The 16,987-nt window shown below is 68.7% G+C and carries 11 protein-coding genes; 7 read left to right on the top strand and 4 right to left on the bottom strand.

Features of this window, described 5'->3' with window-relative positions; all coding sequences use genetic code 11:
* Window positions 1–252: 252 nt before the first annotated feature.
* The 7 genes from A6E15_RS17320 to A6E15_RS17350 all read left to right on the top strand — a co-directional run bounded on the left by A6E15_RS17320 (window position 253) and on the right by A6E15_RS17350 (window position 9,482).
* Window positions 253–852, top strand: coding sequence for a DJ-1/PfpI family protein (locus A6E15_RS17320; protein WP_076148076.1), 600 nt, complete (start codon window positions 253–255; stop codon window positions 850–852).
* Between the two features lie 211 nt (window positions 853–1,063).
* The gene (locus tag A6E15_RS17325) at window positions 1,064–1,717 is read left to right on the top strand and encodes an HAD family hydrolase (protein ID WP_076148077.1); all 654 of its coding nucleotides are present in this window, start codon (window positions 1,064–1,066) and stop codon (window positions 1,715–1,717) included.
* Window positions 1,718–1,882: 165 nt separating this feature from the next.
* Complete coding sequence (locus tag A6E15_RS17330; RefSeq protein ID WP_076148079.1) at window positions 1,883–3,001, top strand: hypothetical protein; 1,119 nt, start codon at window positions 1,883–1,885, stop codon at window positions 2,999–3,001.
* 25 nt (window positions 3,002–3,026) lie between these two features.
* Window positions 3,027–4,079 carry a hypothetical protein gene (locus A6E15_RS17335; RefSeq protein WP_076148080.1) on the top strand — a complete coding sequence of 351 codons (1,053 nt, stop codon included), beginning with the start codon at window positions 3,027–3,029 and terminating at the stop codon, window positions 4,077–4,079.
* Window position 4,080: 1 nt separating this feature from the next.
* Window positions 4,081–4,788 (top strand): hypothetical protein, encoded by a 708-nt coding sequence (locus A6E15_RS17340; protein WP_076148082.1) that lies wholly within the window; start codon window positions 4,081–4,083, stop codon window positions 4,786–4,788.
* On the top strand, window positions 4,781–6,490 hold the full coding sequence (locus tag A6E15_RS17345) for an ATP-binding protein (RefSeq protein WP_076148083.1): 1,710 nt from the start codon (window positions 4,781–4,783) through the stop codon (window positions 6,488–6,490). Before A6E15_RS17340 ends, A6E15_RS17345 begins: the two co-directional genes overlap by 8 nt.
* Entirely contained in the window at window positions 6,483–9,482 is a 3,000-nt protein-coding gene (locus A6E15_RS17350) for a hypothetical protein (RefSeq protein WP_076148085.1), read from the top strand. The genes A6E15_RS17345 and A6E15_RS17350 overlap by 8 nt, the downstream gene beginning before the upstream one ends.
* 106 nt (window positions 9,483–9,588) lie before the next feature.
* Here A6E15_RS17350 and A6E15_RS17355 read toward each other — a convergent pair whose 3' ends face one another.
* The 4 genes from A6E15_RS17355 to A6E15_RS17370 are packed head-to-tail and all read right to left on the bottom strand — an operon-like array spanning window position 9,589 to window position 16,985.
* Window positions 9,589–11,832: a COG1361 family protein gene (locus A6E15_RS17355; protein ID WP_076148086.1), complete on the bottom strand. Its 2,244-nt coding sequence runs from the start codon at window positions 11,830–11,832 to the stop codon at window positions 9,589–9,591.
* Window positions 11,825–12,817 (bottom strand): hypothetical protein, encoded by a 993-nt coding sequence (locus A6E15_RS17360; RefSeq protein WP_076148088.1) that lies wholly within the window; start codon window positions 12,815–12,817, stop codon window positions 11,825–11,827. The genes A6E15_RS17355 and A6E15_RS17360 overlap by 8 nt, the downstream gene beginning before the upstream one ends.
* 2 nt (window positions 12,818–12,819) lie before the next feature.
* Window positions 12,820–15,756, bottom strand: coding sequence for a peptidase associated/transthyretin-like domain-containing protein (locus A6E15_RS17365; protein ID WP_076148090.1), 2,937 nt, complete (start codon window positions 15,754–15,756; stop codon window positions 12,820–12,822).
* A gap of 2 nt (window positions 15,757–15,758) precedes the next feature.
* Complete coding sequence (locus A6E15_RS17370) at window positions 15,759–16,985, bottom strand: FtsZ/tubulin family protein (RefSeq protein ID WP_076148092.1); 1,227 nt, start codon at window positions 16,983–16,985, stop codon at window positions 15,759–15,761.
* Window positions 16,986–16,987: the final 2 nt, after the last annotated feature.

Consider the following 16,987-nt stretch of genomic DNA (forward strand, 5'->3'; position numbering starts at 1 on the left):
AACGTGCTTTGACGCCGTTTTCGGGGGTTTGACCGACGTTTTCGCCCGTTTCGTCCGGTTTAACGCGATCCGATTGCCGGCGAATCGGCGATGCTCGGTCGGCTCTCCAACGACGACGGGACGGCGCGTCGCGCGACACGCGCTGCCGCCTCGAGCGGGCCGACCGACGGGCCGCCGCTGGCAATCACGGGGGACGCCCGGCGACGGTCGCGGAGACACAACGGATTTGCTCGCCGACGCCGACGACGGCATATGGCCGATATCGCCGCCGAAATCGTGCTGTTCGATGGCTTCGACGAACTCGACGCGATCGGTCCCTACGAGGTCCTCCGGAACGGGGCCCGGGCCGGCGCGTCGCTCGAGACGCGACTCGTGACCCTCGCGGAGACGGCTCTCGTGCGGGCGAGCCACGACTGTCGCGTCGAACCGGACGGGACGCTGGGGTGGCCGGACCTGCTGCTCGTTCCCGGCGGCGGCTGGACGACCGAGGGCGGCGTCCGTACGGTCGTCGAGGACGGGGCGCTGCCGACCGCCGTCCGCGAGCGGTCCGACGACGGGGCGACGATCGCCTCGGTCTGTACCGGCGCGATGGTGCTTTCGGCGGCGGGGATCCTCGAGGGTCGGCCGGCCGCGACCCACCCCGACGCGCGGGACGACCTGGCGGCCACCGCGGCGACCGTGGTCGACGAACGCGTCGTCGACGACGGCGACGTCGTCACTGCGGGGGGCGTGACGTCGGGCATCGATCTGGCGTTGTGGCTGCTCGAGCGGGAGTTCGATGCGGAAATCGCCGAGGCGGTGGCCGCCGAGATGGCCCACGAACGGCGCGGCGACGTATTCGAATCGTCGTGAGCGGCGGGGGTACCAACGCGAAGCGTCCTGTTACCGTGGCAACGGTGAGCAGCCACGTCCTCCCCAACCGATTCGCTCACGCTCGCACGGTGTCAGCAGCCGTCCTCACTTCCGTTCGGCCGGCTGATAGCGCGCGCCACCGAAGGGAGTCGCCACTGCTCGCCCCGTCGTGCCAAACGGCTATCCGTCACGACCGGATAGCCTGAGCCACATGAACGCAGTGCTGTTCGATATGGACGGCGTGTTGGTCGACAGCGAGGACTACTGGGTCGAGTTCGAGCGCGAGGAGATCTTCCCCGCGACCGTCCCCGACGCCGCGGTCGACGTGGCCGAGACCAGCGGGATGAACTTCCGCGATATCTACGACTACCTCGAGGCCGAGTACGGGACGGCGATCTCCCGCGAGTCGTTCGTCGGGCGCTTCGATGCCGCCGCCGAGGAGATCTACACCGAGCGCGCGGAGCTACTGGACGGCTGCCACGACCTGCTCGTCGAACTGGACGACCGCGGGGTCGACACGGCGCTCGTCTCCTCGTCGCCCCACGACTGGATCGACATGGTCACAGAGCGCTTCGACCTCGAGGGGGCGTTCGACCGCGTGATCAGTGCCGACGACGTCGACGCGGCGAGCAAGCCCGAACCGGACGTCTTCGAGTACGCGGCCGCCGAACTCGGCGTCCCGGCTGCGGAGTGCGTCGTCGTCGAGGACTCCGAAAACGGGATCGAAGCCGGCGATAGAGCGGGCGCGACCGTCGTCGCCTACCGGATCGCGGCCCACGGCGACATCGACCGCTCGCGGGCCGACGCGGTCGTCGATTCCCCCGCGGCGCTCCGGGATCGCCTGCTCGAGGCCGTCACGGCGTAGTAGTCGGTCGATTCGGCCGACATCGACGCCCCCATTCGAGCCTCGAGACGGGTCCGAGCCCGCCGCGCCCGAATTACGCCTCCTGGCGCTTGAAATAGTGATTTTCGCGGAGAAACGAATAACGCGGGCGCAAGGTTTAGTAGGCGAGCATATAACTCTCCTGTAATGACGCTCTTACCGGTCGACACCGACGTCCTGGAAGACGTCTGTCGGGATATCGCCCAGGACAACTACGGATTTATCTACGTCTCCGATCAGAAAGGCGAGATCAAGGCAGCCTACGAGAGCGCCGACGTCGGCCTCGTCAACGCGCGGTCGCTGTCCTCGAGCGATCTCCACGAGGCGCTGACCGAACTGGCCGCCGCCGAGTTCGTCGGTCTCGAGCAGTTGCGCGACGGCGTCTTCTACGTCGATCCGTTCGGCGTCAAGGGGAACATGAACATCACGCGGGAGTTGACCAACCTGTTCGGGCAGCGGCTCGTCGTCACGGGGGAGACGCTGCGCTCGCGGTTCTCGCTCGCCATCGACGATCTGGACTTCTTCGCCGACGAACTCGCGGATCGCAACTATCTCCGACGGATCACCGCGGGCAAGCGCGACTACTACACGATCGGCCCGCAGCTCAAAGAACACGCCGACGACGTCGGCCTCGACGCCCGGCTCGAGCGCGAGGCCGCGAACGGGAAGATCGCCCACAGCGATCTCGAGAGCGTCATCGACGTCGACGCGACCGCGGACGTGATCCGCTATCTCGACCGGGAGGGGTACATCGTCGACCTCGACGGGGAGTATCTGGTCGAGGAGGCGATCGACGAGTACGCCCAGTATCTCGCCGCGCAGATCGAAGACGCGATCGAGGCGGAGTTCGAGGACTCGAGCTACGTCCTCCGGACCGGCGAGTTCGAGCAGGTCGTCCAGAACGAGATCGACAGCCGGTTCGACGTCCTCTCGACGGCCCGTAGCGTCCGCGGGGAGATCCTCGAGGGGGCCCGCGAGACGCTGGTCGATCGGCTCGGGCTCGAGGAGGGCCGGGAAATGGTCGAAGCGGTCGACCCGTTCGAGGACGTGGTCGCGGACCACGCCCGACGCATCCTCGCGGACGTAAAGGCCGAGCAGGACCAGTTACCGGGCACGCTTCCGGAGTGGGTCGAACTGGCCGAGGACCACGTCGCGGAGCTGCAGGTCAGCAACGCGACCGCCGTCAACGAGTACGTCCGCGACGCGGTCCGGGAGCGCTACAGGGGGCTCGTCAACGAGGAGGAGTTCGGCGGAATGGCAGCGTAAGACAACGGGAGAGGAACTCAACACTATGTCTCAAAAGTACGAATTCGAACGCATCGAAAGCGACGGACGGGAGTACGTGATCGCCGATCCGGTCGATCAGACGGCCGATCCGGTTCGACTCGAGGCCCGCTGGATCGAGGGCGACGACGTCGACGGGGAGTGGGAGCGAGCGATCCGAGCGATCATCAAGACAGATCTGCTGGGGTCGATGGAACTGAAGGAGGGCAACGGTCGGATCGACCGCAGACAGGCGATCGAGACGCTGGCCGCGGCCAGCGACGACGAGGGCGATATCGTCACCAGCGAACAGCAGGCCGAGGCGTTGCTCGAGTTCTTCGCCGAGGAGGATATCGTCGACCTGCAGGGTGGACGGGTCGTGATGCTTCGCAATCCGAGCGACGAACCCGACGAGATAAACGGGCGGATGATCCTCAACTGGGCGGCCGCGATCGACGCCTGCGTCGAGAAGATCACCGAGACCATCGAGCGGGTCGAGAGCGCCAAGGAGAAACTCGAGAACCGGATGGCCGACATCGACCAGGAGTCGGGGACGATCGACGAACACCTAGCGGAGACCGCCCAGGAACTCAGGAGCCTCGGCGACGGCCCCGGCGTCCCGCAGGACCCGTCGGAACTCCCGCAGGACGATCGCGAACGCTTCCAGCAGCTCAAACGGAAGCTGATCTATCACAAGAAGATGAAAGAAGCCGATCAGGAGAACCTGGCGGAGAAAGTCGAGAGCGGGGCCGACCGGCTCGCCGACAACATCGAGATGCTCGAGTCGGCCAAGACGACGCTCGCGAACAAGCGCGAGCAGGTCCGCACGCAGGCGCTGAAAAAGCAGACGTTCCCCGACGAGGCGATGAATATCGTCGACAACATGGGAGAGTTGACGACTCAGCTCGCCGGTGTCGGCGGTATCGAGGAGGAGGTCGAGAACACGGCCGACCACGAGCTGGACGCGATGGTCGACGACGTCCTCGGCGATATCGAGAGCGTCGGGGAGACCGCCCAACAGACCGCCGGCGAGGAGGTCGCGGAGACGGACCGGGAAACGAGCGAACTCGAGATGTCGTAGGATGCGCGGGGACTCGCTGCTGGGCGGCGTTCGTCGGGTCGACGAGCAGGGTTCGCGGCTGCTGTCCCTGCGGACGTTTTCGGGTCCCGAGCCCGCGAGACGGGTCGAGATCGCGATGGACGCCCTCCTCGATCTCGCCGAACTGCTGCGTGCCGGGGCCCCGTTTCCGCCGCGACTCGAGCCCGACGCGGCGGCGCGGACCGCCGACGCGCGTCCCGACGGCGGCTCCCGGGTTGGCGGAACGAACGGGGACGAAGACTGCGAGGACGCCCTCGTCCGGCGGGTCCTCGCGGCCGGGTACGAGCGCGGGGCGACGACCGTCGAGGGGTTCGACGACGCGACTGCCGACCGAATCGCGGCCGCGAATCGGCTCGAGACCGTCGACTCGCGGGTGATCGTCCCCCTGTCCCGGACCGCGCCGCACGCGTTCAACTGGCGGCCGGTCATCGAGGCGCTGCTCGACCGCCTCGAGGGGGTCCGGTCGGCCTTCGGGCGGGTCCGGGACCGAGTGCGGGCCGCGGGGATCGACCGGCCGTTCGCGGCCGGCTGCGAGGCGATCGTCGCGATGCTCGAGTCGCTCTCGCTGGTGGTAGAGCGGGCGGACGCCGGGGGTCGGTACGTCCGCGATCGGACCGACCAGCGACAGGGCGAGTTACTGTCGACGATCGCGGACGCGACGACGCAGCTACGGGGTGACGAGAATGCTTAACCTGACGCCAATACTGAAACGAGACCAGCCGACGTCACGCATCGAGATCGGAGCCAAAAAGGTCGGCCCGAACACCGACACCGTCGAGATCCGTCACAACGACCGGCGCGCGTTCTTCTACGTCGAGCCGGTCGACGACTCGATCGTCGACGGGATCGGAAACAAGGTCCGGATGCACCGGAACGTCAAGACGGTGTTCGGCGGGATCGATCGGGGCACGGACTTCCTGGTCGATCCCGACGCGACGAAACGCGACGTCGTCGAGTGTTCGTCCGCGAAGATCCACACCAGCGAAATCGCGCCCGACGACCTCGAGCCGTTCCTCCGGGAGAACGACTACCTCCTCCATCGGATGGAGGAGGTCGTCCCGAAAGGCGACGAGCTGGCGACCTTCGAGGTCGCTGCGATGGAGCCGACGGATTACGCCACGCTACGGGTCACGCCCGACACGGACCTCGAGTTCATCGACGCCGGCGAACTCCGGGAGCTGCGCGCGACCCGGACCCCGGCGGCCCGGGGCGGTCCCGGACCCGGCGGCCCCGGACAGGAGGGAGACGGCGACGAGGAGGTGCAGGTCTCGCTCGAGCCCAAGAAGCCGACCGTCAGCTTCGAGGAAGACGTCGCCGGGTTACCGGAGGTCAAACGCACGGCGGAGAACCTGCTCGCCCTGTTCGATCCCGACGTCCGAGACGAGGTCGTCGAGCGCTACGGCGACGAGTTCGCCTCGCGGGGCAACAGCATGCTGCTGTACGGCCCGCCGGGCTGTGGGAAGACGCTCATCTCCGAGGCGATCGCCTACGAGGCCAAGTACAACTCGAACATCGAGGACAGCTACGGCGAGGTGAAGTTCCTGGAGATCAAGGGCAGCGACGTCCTCTCGAAGTACTCCGGCGAGTCCGAGAAACGCGTCGAAGCCATCTTCGAGAAGGCCCACGGGATCGCCCAGGAGGGCTTTGCGGTCCTGTTTTTCGACGAGGTCGACACCCTCATTCCGGATCGGGGTGACGACTCCTTGCAGCGCCACGAGCGGTCGCTGACCAACGCCTTCCTCCAGGAGATGAACGAGATCGAGGACAACCTGCTCGTGATCGGGGCGACGAACATGCCGTTTACCATCGATCCGGCCGCGACCCGCCGGTTTCCGATCCAGCAGTTCATCCCGCAGCCCGACGAGACGGTGATGGCCGAGGTCTGGCGGAAACACCTCTCCGAGATGGCCGGGACCGACGGGATCGAGTACGAGCGACTCGGGGCCCGCTCGGAGGGGTACACGCCGGCCGAGATCGCCGACCGCGTCCTCGGGAGCGAACTCCAGCGGGAACTCGTCGAGAGCGTCCACCTTCCCGACCGCGAGCCGATCGAACCGGACACCGACTACTTCCTCGAGCGCCTCGCCGAGACCGAGCCCAAGACGATCCGCCAGTACGTCGCGAGCGTCCGGACCCAGATCGACGACCTCGAGGGGTATCCCGAACTCAAACGCTACGTCGAGGACCAGGCCGAGCGCCTGGACATGCGGCTGGGATCGGAGCCCGCGTCGCTGGGCGAGTTGCTCGGCGGCGGTAGTACTGAGGCGAAGCCGGCAGGTGACGGCGGTGACGCCGACGACGCGGAGCCGGCGTCGTCCGGGTCGGTGCCGATAGACGTCTCGGACCCGGACGAGGCTGCCGACGGCGAACGTGGGGGTGACGACGATGAGTGACGGCTACCGACAGGTCGGCTCCTTCGAGAGCGAGCGCGTCGACGCCGTCGCCGTCGGCGACGGGGCCATCGCCGTCGGGACCGGCGAGCGGATCGTCCTCGTCACGGGAAGCGATCGCGTCGAGCTCGATCACGGCGAGCGGGTCGTCGACCTCGCGGTAGCCGATCGCGTCCTCGTCCTCTCGGCGGACGCGCTGACGGTCTACTCGCGGAACGGCGATCGGATCCGACGACAGCCGGTCGCGGACGCCCACGCGATCGCGACCGTTCCCGGCGAGGGAATCGTCGGCGTCCTCGGACCCGATCGGCTCCGAGCCGTCGACGTCGCGACCGGCCGCGAGCGGTTCGACGTCGAGCGCACGCGGCCGGGCGGCCCGGCCGACGACGGCCTGCTCGGGACGCCCGCCGGCTTCGTGATCGCGACGTGGTCGTTCCTGACCCGGATCGACCCGGACGGCGAGATCGGCTTCGATCGCAACCTCGAGGCGGTCGTGCGGAGCCTGGGGCGATGTGACGACGCTGTCGTCGCGGCCTTACAGAACGATCGGCTCGTCTCGGCGGCCCTCGAGACCGGTGCGGAGCGCTGGCAGACCGCGCTTTCGGCCGACCACGTCGCGCCGGTCGGGGAGTCGTCGGTGCTGGTGACCACGACCGACGGCATCCGCGCGGTCGATCCGGACGGGGAGACGGCGTCGGTGCCGGGGCTCTCGACGGGCGACGGCTACGCGACGGCCGACGGCTCGCTCGTCTGTTCGATCCGGGACGGGACCGTCTCGACGTACGTCCACAACCGCGACCGGCTCCGTCTGACGGTCGCGACCGACGCCGTCGGCGTCGGCGGGACGATCGACGTCGAAGCGACCAACGCGACCGACCGGGAGCGACGCGTCGACCTCGCCGCCGCCGTCGAAGGCGCGACGCTGTCCCCGAGCGAGCGGACGGTGGCGCTCGAGGCGGGGGAGACGACGATCGTCGACTTCCCGGTCGAGGCGGTCCGCTCGGAGGGCGAACGGACGGTCGAACTCGCCGTGGACGGGTCGGTCGTCGAGCGGTCCGCCGTCGAACTCGACGACGCCGCGAGCGGCGGGATCGCCGTCGAGGCCGACCTCGCGGTGACGGCCGTCGACCACGGCGTCGCCGAACTCGAGGTCGCCGTCGAGAACGTCGGCGGCGTTGCCCTCGAGGGGGTCCGGCTGCTCGAGACCGACGCCGGGACCGAGTCACTCGAGCCCGGCGGAACGTGGACGGGGACGGTCACGCGTCCTTACGAGCCCGACCGGCGGGTCTCGGTCGGGCTCGAGGTCGCCCGCGGGGATCGGCGGCGGGAGTACGCGCCGACGTGTACGCTGCCGCCGACGCCGACCGTCGACGTCGAGGCCGACGGCGACGCGGTCCGCGCGACCGTCGACACGGCCGGTTCGGTGACGGTCGTCGACCGGCTCGTGATCGAACTCCCCGGCGCGGGCCGGGTCCGGACCGAGGTGACGATCGAGCGCGACGAACTGCTGCTCGTCGTCCCGCAGTTCGACGAGGGGACCGCCCGGATCGGCTTCGAGTCGCTCGACGTCGACGAGCGACTCCGGCTCTCCGGCGGACCGGCCTCCCTCGCCAGCGCGTCGGGGATCGGCGGCTCCCGGTCGGCCGATCGGGACCGCGATCGCGACGGGCCGACGCGGAACGACCGCGACGCCGCGTCGAGTTCCCCGCCTACGAGCGAGTCGTCGGGACGAGAATCGACCGCTCCCCGAAGCGAGGACGGGCGGCAGAACTCGACGGGGCCCACCGCCGAGACCGGTCTCGACGACGAGTCCGACGCGGCGTCCCCGACCGCTGCGCCGGACGCGACGTCCGCGGCCACCGGGGCGGACGAGGCGTCGACGGCTGACGAGTCGGGTTCGGACTCGAGAGCGCGCGACGGGGCGGCCCACGCCGACGACGCTGCGGGCGGCGACGATCGGGCCGGGGAGTCCGGGCTGGTCGCGACGCGGCGGCTCGAGGGCGACTCCGCGCCGGTCGGGCACGCCGTTCGCGACCGGATCGAACTCGCCAACGAGGGCGATTCGACGGTCGACGTCGCCGTGGAGATCGGCGAGTCGACGGTCGACGCCGGACGGCTCGCAGCCGGTGAGCGGACGACGCTCGAGCGGTCGGTCGCGATTCTCTCGGGCACGGAAACGACCGTCTCGCCGGCCGCGATCAGTGCCGACGGAACGGTCAGCGAGCGGCTCTCGGACCGGTCGATCGCCGACGCCGGCGGCGGCGTCGCCGTTCGCGCGACGGTCGATCCGGCCGACGGGAGCGTCGTCGCCGAACTGGTAAACCGCGAGGACCGGCCCCGTCGGGTCGACGCCCTCGAGATCGATGGGCGGTCGATCCCTGTCGAGGCGCGGCTCGCGGCCGGCGAACGGACGACCGCGACCGGCGGGCTCGACGGCTGGACCGGGACGAACGCGGCCACACTCGAGGGGACGGTTGCGATCGCGGACGAGGACGGAACCGCCAGGCGGGTCGATATCGTCGCCGCGGTCGCGTCGGGGGCCGGTGTCGACGCCGCCGGCGACGACGGCGACCCGTTCCGGATCGCGATCGGGTCGGGGACGCAGGTCGCCGGCGAGTACGGCACCGTCGTTCTGGTCTTCGAGAACGAGGGCGAGCGGCCGCTGGCGGACGTGGCGGTGTCGGCGAACGGCGAACCGATCAACGACCTGTTCTACTCCGAAGCGCGCCGCGAGCGCCTCGGGCCCGGCGACCGGATCGAACACTTCGTCGACATCGAACCGGGCGTGTCCGAGCCGTCGTTCGAGGCGACGGTCCGGTACGCGGTCGACGGTGCCGACCGCGAGGCCGCCGTTCGCGCGGCCGGTCCGGCGACCGACGACGAGGCCGCGTGGACCGACGACCACCGCGAGCGCTGGTCGGTCGAGCGTGTCGAAACCGAGTCCGCATCGCCGGACGCGCCGTCGTCGCTGTCGACGCCGTTCCGCCGCGCGTAACGAGTTCGATTTCTCGACGACGCCCCGACGGTTTGCTGTCCCGATGTCCCGGTTGCACCGGTATTGACTGACAGTAGACCGTCCCGACGGAGTGCGTCGCCGCCGGTCAGACGAGGAAATCGCCGCTGACCGACGCGCGAGCGTCCCGGAGGTACTGGTACGTACCGCGTGCGGTGCGGACGACGATGCCGATCACGAGGAGGCCGTACACCCCGGTTGCGCCAAGCAGCGACCACCGGGTCACCTCGAGCGTGGCGGTCCGATCCGCGTACTCCGACTCGACCGCTTCGACGCGGCTCGTCTCGCCGGCCTGCTCGAACGTCGCCGTCGCGTTCTCGTAGGCGACGTTCATCTCGTCGACCCGATCGGTGTAGGTGTCGTACTCGGCCGGGTTCAGGAGCAGCGGCTGGCCGGCGACCGTCACGAACTGCTCGGACTCCATCGTCTCCCACGTCTCGTCGGCGCGCTGGCGGGCACGCTCGCCGTCCGAGACGGCCTGCGTGTAGTTCTCGAAAGCCGACTGTGCCTCTTGCTCGAGCGCGGACGCCCGCTCGTCGTCGCCCTGCAGCAGCGTGACTCGGGCGAGTTGCCGCTTGATCGTCGCCTTCTCGATCAGCGAGACGTTCTCGGACTCGAGGCGGGACTCGTAGTGCTGTGCCTGCTCCTGGATACCGGCGTCGAGATCGCTCTCGGCCGCGGACAGCACCGGTTCCGTGTCCGATCGGAACGCCGCGCCGTCGAGTTCGTCCGCGTAGAGAGTCATCGTGTTGTAGGCGGCCGCAGCCTGGACGACCTCCTGTTGGGCCTGATCGTACTCGCCGGCGGCCTGTCGCTCGCTCGCGGCGTCCATCGACTCGAGGTACAGCGACGAGGCCGTCCCGAATGAGATCACGGTCGTGATGCTGTCGTCCTCGATGTCGCCGTCGCGCATCCGCGTGTCCATGGTCTCGACCATCGAGAGCGTTCCCTCGGCGACGGGACCGTCGTAGGCTTCGACGTCGTTGCGGATCGGATCGAGGTTCACCGGCACCGGCGATGCGGTGACCGTTACGGTCTCCTCTTCGACGCCGGTTCCGTCGACGGCGTACGTCCACTCGTAACTGGTACCCAGCTCCGCGTCGGTGTCGAACGCGGCCTGAAACACCACCGGACGGGACCCGCCGGCGTCGAGCCGCGACGGCGCTTCCTCGATCGTCAGCCAGCTGTCCGGCCCGTCCTCGAGCGTTATCTCGAGGTCCTCAACGTTCTGGTATCCCAACGTCTCCCCAATCGACGCCGTCTGACGGGTACTCTCGCCGATCGGCACGTCTCCGATATCGATCCGGTCCGGGGTCTCGAGCGTTACCGCGTGATCGACGGTGATCGTTCCGTCGAAGTTCGCGTCGGAAACGGTGGCATCCGACGCGCGGGCGGTTCCCGAGATATCGTAGGCCCCCTCGTCGAGACCGGTATCCGCAGCGACCGCCACTTCGACCGTCCCGGTCGACTGCCCGTCGATCGTCTCGGGTCGGTCCGTGATCGAGACATCGATTCCCCCGCTCGGGGCCGACGCCGTGACGGTCTCGAGATCCATCTCGAGGTCACCGGCGTTCTCGACCTCGAGGTCGATCGTCTCCGTGACCGTCGCCGTCGAGTCCCGCGGCTCGTCGAACGTGACCTGATCGTCGTCGAGTTCGACGTCGCCGAACCGGGGCGGGTAGATGACTTCCCCTTCTACGTCGACGGTTCGGGCCGCGTCGTCGTTGCCGTCGGGAACGAGTTCGACCTCCCACTCGAGGTCCTCGTGCTGGGCGGCGTCGTCGTCGACCGTGGCGGTCCACTCGAGCGTCCCGCCGGTTTCGTAGACGTTCAAGCTCGCGTCCGGATCGGAGCTATCGACACTCGCGCTGACGTACCTCCACGACCCATCGCCGCCGATTTGTTCGATGTCGACCTCGCCGGACGCCTGTCCACCGACGAGTACTTCGCCCACGTCGAGCGGTTCGTCCTCGAGGCCGGCGATCGGTGGTCGAGTAACCTCGATCGTTTCGGAGTCGTCCCCGGTACTCACGGTGACGGTCCCGCCGCTCGCGTCGTCGTCCGCACTGATCTCGAGCGTGATCGTCTCGGAACTTCCGGCGGGAACGGTACGCTGACTCGGATCGACGTCGATCCCGGTCGGCGATGACACGTCGATCGAGACGGACTCGTTTCCGGTGTTGTCGACTTTGACGTCCTCTGTCGCGGTGCCGGTACCGACCGTGACCTGCCCGTCGTCAACGGTGACGGTACTCTGTGCGGCCGCTGGTACGGTCGCGATCGCCAGTCCGATGGCGAGGGCGACCACGACCAGCAGCGCCCGTCTATACATCGCTCTCACCCACCGTAACGACGGAGCCGACCTGTGCGGCCTCGTACGTGCGTCGCCAGACGAAGAGCCGCCCGACGACGATCGTTCCCAACAGCCCGGCGACGACGCCGTAGCCGATCAGGATCGCGGCCGACGCGGCCGCGAGCGTCGTTCGTGCCTCGTCGACCTCGGCACTGGCGTTGGCCAACTCCGTCTCGCGGTCTGCGAGCCCGTGTTCGACCGCCCGATCCCGGGCGTCGCCGAGCTGACCGGCGGTCGCCCGCGCGTCCTGATACGCCGCGAACGTCTCGAGACCGTTGGTGCCGATCGCGGCCTGGACGTCCGTACAGTCGGTACAGCTCTCGAGGAACGTCGTGGACGCGTTCCCGGCGGCCGCGATCGTGTCGCGGTCGCGGTCGTACTCGGCGGCCAGCCGTTCGGCCTGCACCCGGAACTGGGACGCCTCGTCTGGCATGTCGGCCCGCTCGTAGGCGGTCGCGGTCTGCTCGAGGCGGTCGAGTCGCTCCGGCGTGCGGTTCGTCGCTTCGGCCTCCTCGTAGAGGCCGTCGCCGAGCCGCTCGTAGAATCGCGTCAGCGCGAAGTCGGCGAGTGTCGCCTGCGTCTGGTCGTGCTCCTCGAGGTCCTCGATGTGTGCGCTGGCGTTCTCGGCGGCCGCGAGGCTGGCCTCGTACTCGCCCTCTTCGGCGCGGACGTAGGCCCGATCGAACGCCCGCAACGTCCCGAGGACGGCGTCGAACTCGGCGCGTTCGGCGGCGCTGAGATCGCCGGTGACCTGTGTCTTGGAGACGGCGAACGTCCGGACCGTCTCCAGTTCGTCGTACTCCTCGTAGGCCTCGGTCCCCTCCATCGATCGGAGCGTTTCGAAGTACCCGTTGGCGGTCCGTTCCTGTGCGGTCGCAGTCCCCCCTAACAGCGGTACCGTCGCGACGGTCGCGACGAGCAGCGCCGTCAGTAGTATCGTCCGTTTCCGTTCCTGTGTTTGCATCTCTAGAACACCGTTCGTGAGAGTCGTTCGCGAAGCGCGTCGCGCTCGAAGAGCCCCTCGACGGCCTCGAGCAGCAAGAGTGCGGCGTAGATGGTCGCGATCGCCTCCTCGCCGCGGCCGGCGTCGCTGCCCAGTTCCCAGGCGTGGCGGACCATCTCCTCGGCCGGCGCCGCCTCCGAGACCGAGCCCCGTTCGGTCTCGACCCGGTCGGTGACGTCCTCGTAGCGGTCCTTGAGCGCGTTGCGCTGGGTCATCAGGTCGGACTCGAGGCGGTCGATGACCGTCTCGAGGTCACACCTGCCGTCCCACTCGAGGCCGGGGTCCGGCATGTCGGCACAGGCCGCGAAGAGGTCGACGTTTCGCTTGGTCGTCATCGCGTCGTTGATCGCCTCGATCGACTTCTCCGCGGCGGCCAGCAGCGAGTCCGCGACGGCGTCGGGATCGGTCTCTCCGTGGGCGAAGTGATGGCCGGCCTCCGGCAGGCGCTCGACCGCCTCGAGCATCGCCTCGACGACCGACCCGTAGTATCGCGGGATCGTCGTGTCTCGGCCCGCGTGGTCCGACAGCTGTCGGATCCGTCGTCGGAGCCGGTCGATCCGCTCTCGCTGGGCGGCGGACAGCGACCACGTGAAGGTCGCGTCGACCTCCGCCGTCGCCGACCGGTCCTCGCGGACGGTCAGGATCGACTTCCCGCCGTCGAAGATGTCGTCGCGACCCGCCGGCGGCGCGATCTCGGCCCGGTACTGGCCCGCCAGGAGTCCGTCGCGCGTCGCCACCCCGTCGTCGCCGGTCCGCAACGTGATCGTCCCGTACCGCTCGCGAAGCACCTGTTCGCGCGGACTGAGTCGGAGCGGCGTCGAGCCGACGGGCGCGCCGTCGACCCGGGAGCGCAGCCGGACCCGTCCGGTCCGGGGCGCGAGCGCGACTTCGCGGTCGCCGTCCTGTGTGAACGCGACGGTTTCGGTCCGGTCGTCGTACTTCTCGTGGCTGATCTCGACCTCGGTACTCGAGCCGGCGCCGTCGGGCTCGAGGGTGACGGCTCCGCTCTCGTCCGTCGTCTGCGTCGTGCCGTCGTCGCGCCGGGTCACCGTCGCGCCGGGGATCGGCTCACCGTCCTCGCGATCGGTGACCGTCACCGTCGCCGGGAACGGCACGGTGAGCGTCACGCTGGATCGCCGCCGGGTGGCCTCGACGGCCTCGGACTCGTGCTGGCCGTGTTTCGCAGCGAGCGTCCAGTTCCCCCGCGTCGGAACGCCGATCCGTCCCGTTCCGTCCCTGATCGTCGTGGATTTCGGTGTGGCGTCGGAGGCGTCGGCCCGCCGGTAGCCGATCTTCGTCCGTCCGTCGAGCGGGCGGTCGCCGTCGGTGACGGTCACGTCGATCGTGAACCCGCCGGTCGACCCCGTCGCTCTGCCGGCCGGGAAGCCGACGTAGTAGTAGGTCGCCGGTGCCGCCGCCGTCCCGAGGACGACGCCGACGAGGGCGGTTGCGTGGTGAGTGAACGCCGCTAGTGCGATATCATCCGGTTTCAGGCCGCCACCGACCGTTTCGAGGAGGACGAGTGCGATCGCCAGTGAAAACCCGACCGCGATGATGCCAGTGATCTTGAGCCGGTCTCGGGTCCACTCCTCGCGGAACCGGAAGGCTCCGTAGCCGACGGCGGGCCCGATCAGTCCCGGAACGACCAACAGCGCGGCGAACGTGCCGATTCGGAGTATCGACTCGAGAAGAGTGGACTCGTCTCCGCCGTCGGATTCATCGGCGGCGCTGCTCGAGGCGGGGTCGGCCGGGGCGGCCGAAAGTTCGACCGTCCCGACGCCCGCGTTCGTCCACAGAACGAGCGTGTCGTTCGCGGACACCGTCGCGTTCTCGAGCGCGAGTCGGCCGTCCTCGATCGTCCCGCTGCCCGCGAGCGCGTACGTGCCGTTCGCGCTCGCGTTGACGACGGCGTTGGTCACGGAGAGGCCGTCGACGCCCTGCTCGAACGCGACCGCCGACCCGTCGTCGACGATCGTCGCGGAGAGTTCGAACGACTCGAGCGGGAGTTCCGGATCGTCGACCAGCGTGCCGTCGCCCGACGAGACGGTCGCGTCGACCTCGCTCGCTCCCGTGAGCCGTGAGAGATCGATTTCACCGGGGTCGGCCGGCGTCGCGCTGTTGTTGATGTACTTGGTCCCGTCGTCCTCGACCGCGACCTCGTAGTCGGTTCCGGTCTCGAACAGCGGGTGCCAGAGGACGAGGCCGTCGTCGGTGTCGTGCAGGGCCGGCTCGAGCGTTCGCGTCGACTCGTGGTCGGCGATCGAAACCTCGAGGTCGATTTCGGGACTCGGATCGACTGCGTCGACGAGGGCCGACTGCGGGATCGTCAGTTGAGTTCCGCCCGCTCGGACCGCGGCCTCGAGATCGGTGTCGCCGGCAGTGACGGTCACGGTGTCGTTCTCGGTGAGCCCGGCGGTGTCGTCCCCGTTGAGCGGGAGAACGAGTTCGGAGTCGCCGTCGATCCAGACCGGCGCGTCCGCTGCGAACGTCACGTCGTGGAGATCGACCGTGTCCTCGTAGGCCTCGCCGTCGGCGGTGACTCGAACGGTCGCGCCGACGAGCGACGCACCGTCGTCGACGCCAGCGGTGAGGTTCTCGATCGGTACCTCGGCCGTGCCTCCGCTGACCGCGGCCGTCTCGTTGCTTCCGTCTGGGTTGACGAGCCCGACGGTCACGTTGTCGAACTCGCCGTCGAGTCCGCCCACGTCGACCTCGACGTTCCCGTCGGCCCGGGTAATCGTCACGTCGCCGCCGTCTCCGCCGTCGTCCTGTACCGCCGTCGCTGCCGCGGCCGCGACCGGCGTCACCGCCGTCCCGGCGACGACGAGCGCCAGAACGAGGGCGACGAGCGCGCGACCCGCGCGCGAGCGACCGTCGGTAGTGGATGCCAGCGCCGTCATACTCACTCCGCGTTCCGTTCGACGTAGCTCTCGAGGTTGTCGACGATCCGGTCGAGCTGTGTGGCCGTGAGGTCTGCGCCGCCGCCGCGGGACTGGCCGGCGAGGCTCTCGCCGAGCATCTCGAAGTCGTCCCAGGAGTGATCGAGCAGGGGATTCAGGTCGAATCCGCCAAGCAGCAGGAGGACGTCGACGTCGCTGCCCCGCCCCCGCTTTGGCGTCAGGCTGGCCTGGCCGGCGACGTTGATGTCGTGTTTCCCGGTCCAGTCGCGGAACGCCTCGTAGACCTCCGGCTCGGTGATCTCGCCGTCGTCGATCATCCGCTCGGGCGCGCGAACGATCGCGTACGCCGCCGCCGTCGTCTCCACGTCCATGGGGACGAAGGTCCCCTCGGCCGCCTGATCGAGCATGTACTCGAGTTCGTAGACGGAGCCGTTGAGGTCCGTCGCGACGGCGGGCGTGAAGTGGTAGGCGTCCATCTGGGACGGGATCGTGACGTAGTCCTTGATGTCGATGACGCTGCGGGTCTCGCGGCCGGCCCCGATCATCAGATCGATCGCGGTGATGATCGCGTCGTTGATCGAGTCGTACTGGTCGCCGGCCCCGGTCTCCTCGTCGTCGAGATGGGAGTTCGAGGCGAGCAACACCATGTCGGCGTTCTGCTCGTCCTCGTCGGTCCGGAGCAGCCGCGAGAGTCCACAGACCGCGTTGAAGTGTCGCTGGGGCTGCTCGTAGTAGTACGGCCAGACGCCGAACGCGGCGTGGATCACGCTGTCCATCCACTCCTGGGCGGCGTTGTCGTCGTTCAGATCACGCAGCCCGTCCTTGAACTGGTCGATCACGTAGGGGATCGATCCGTTGCCGGTCCCGCCGCCGAGCGTCGCGACGTGCATGAACGCGTCGCTCGTGCCGAACTCCGTGATCCGGTTGACGATCCGGTCGAGGTCCTCTCGCGCGCAGGCCTCCCCGTTCGGGAAGAAGTTGCCGGCCCCCTGCTGGGAGCCGAACTCGAGGGCGTGGGACTCGATGACCGCCTCCTCGTCGGTGGTGTTTAACTTCGCTTTGAGCCGGTCGATCGTGTTTCGCAGGTCGGCCCTGTTTGTGTTCATCACGAGGATCCGATCGTCGATCCCCGGGTTCTCGGTACGGTCGAAAAACTGCGATGCGATGCGTCCGCCACCCTCTCCCGAGGCGATGACGCTCCATCTCGTAAACGTGTCTGTCTGTGCCATAG

It is taken from the genome of Natrinema saccharevitans, assembly GCF_001953745.1.
In the GTDB taxonomy this organism is placed as follows: domain Archaea; phylum Halobacteriota; class Halobacteria; order Halobacteriales; family Natrialbaceae; genus Natrinema; species Natrinema saccharevitans.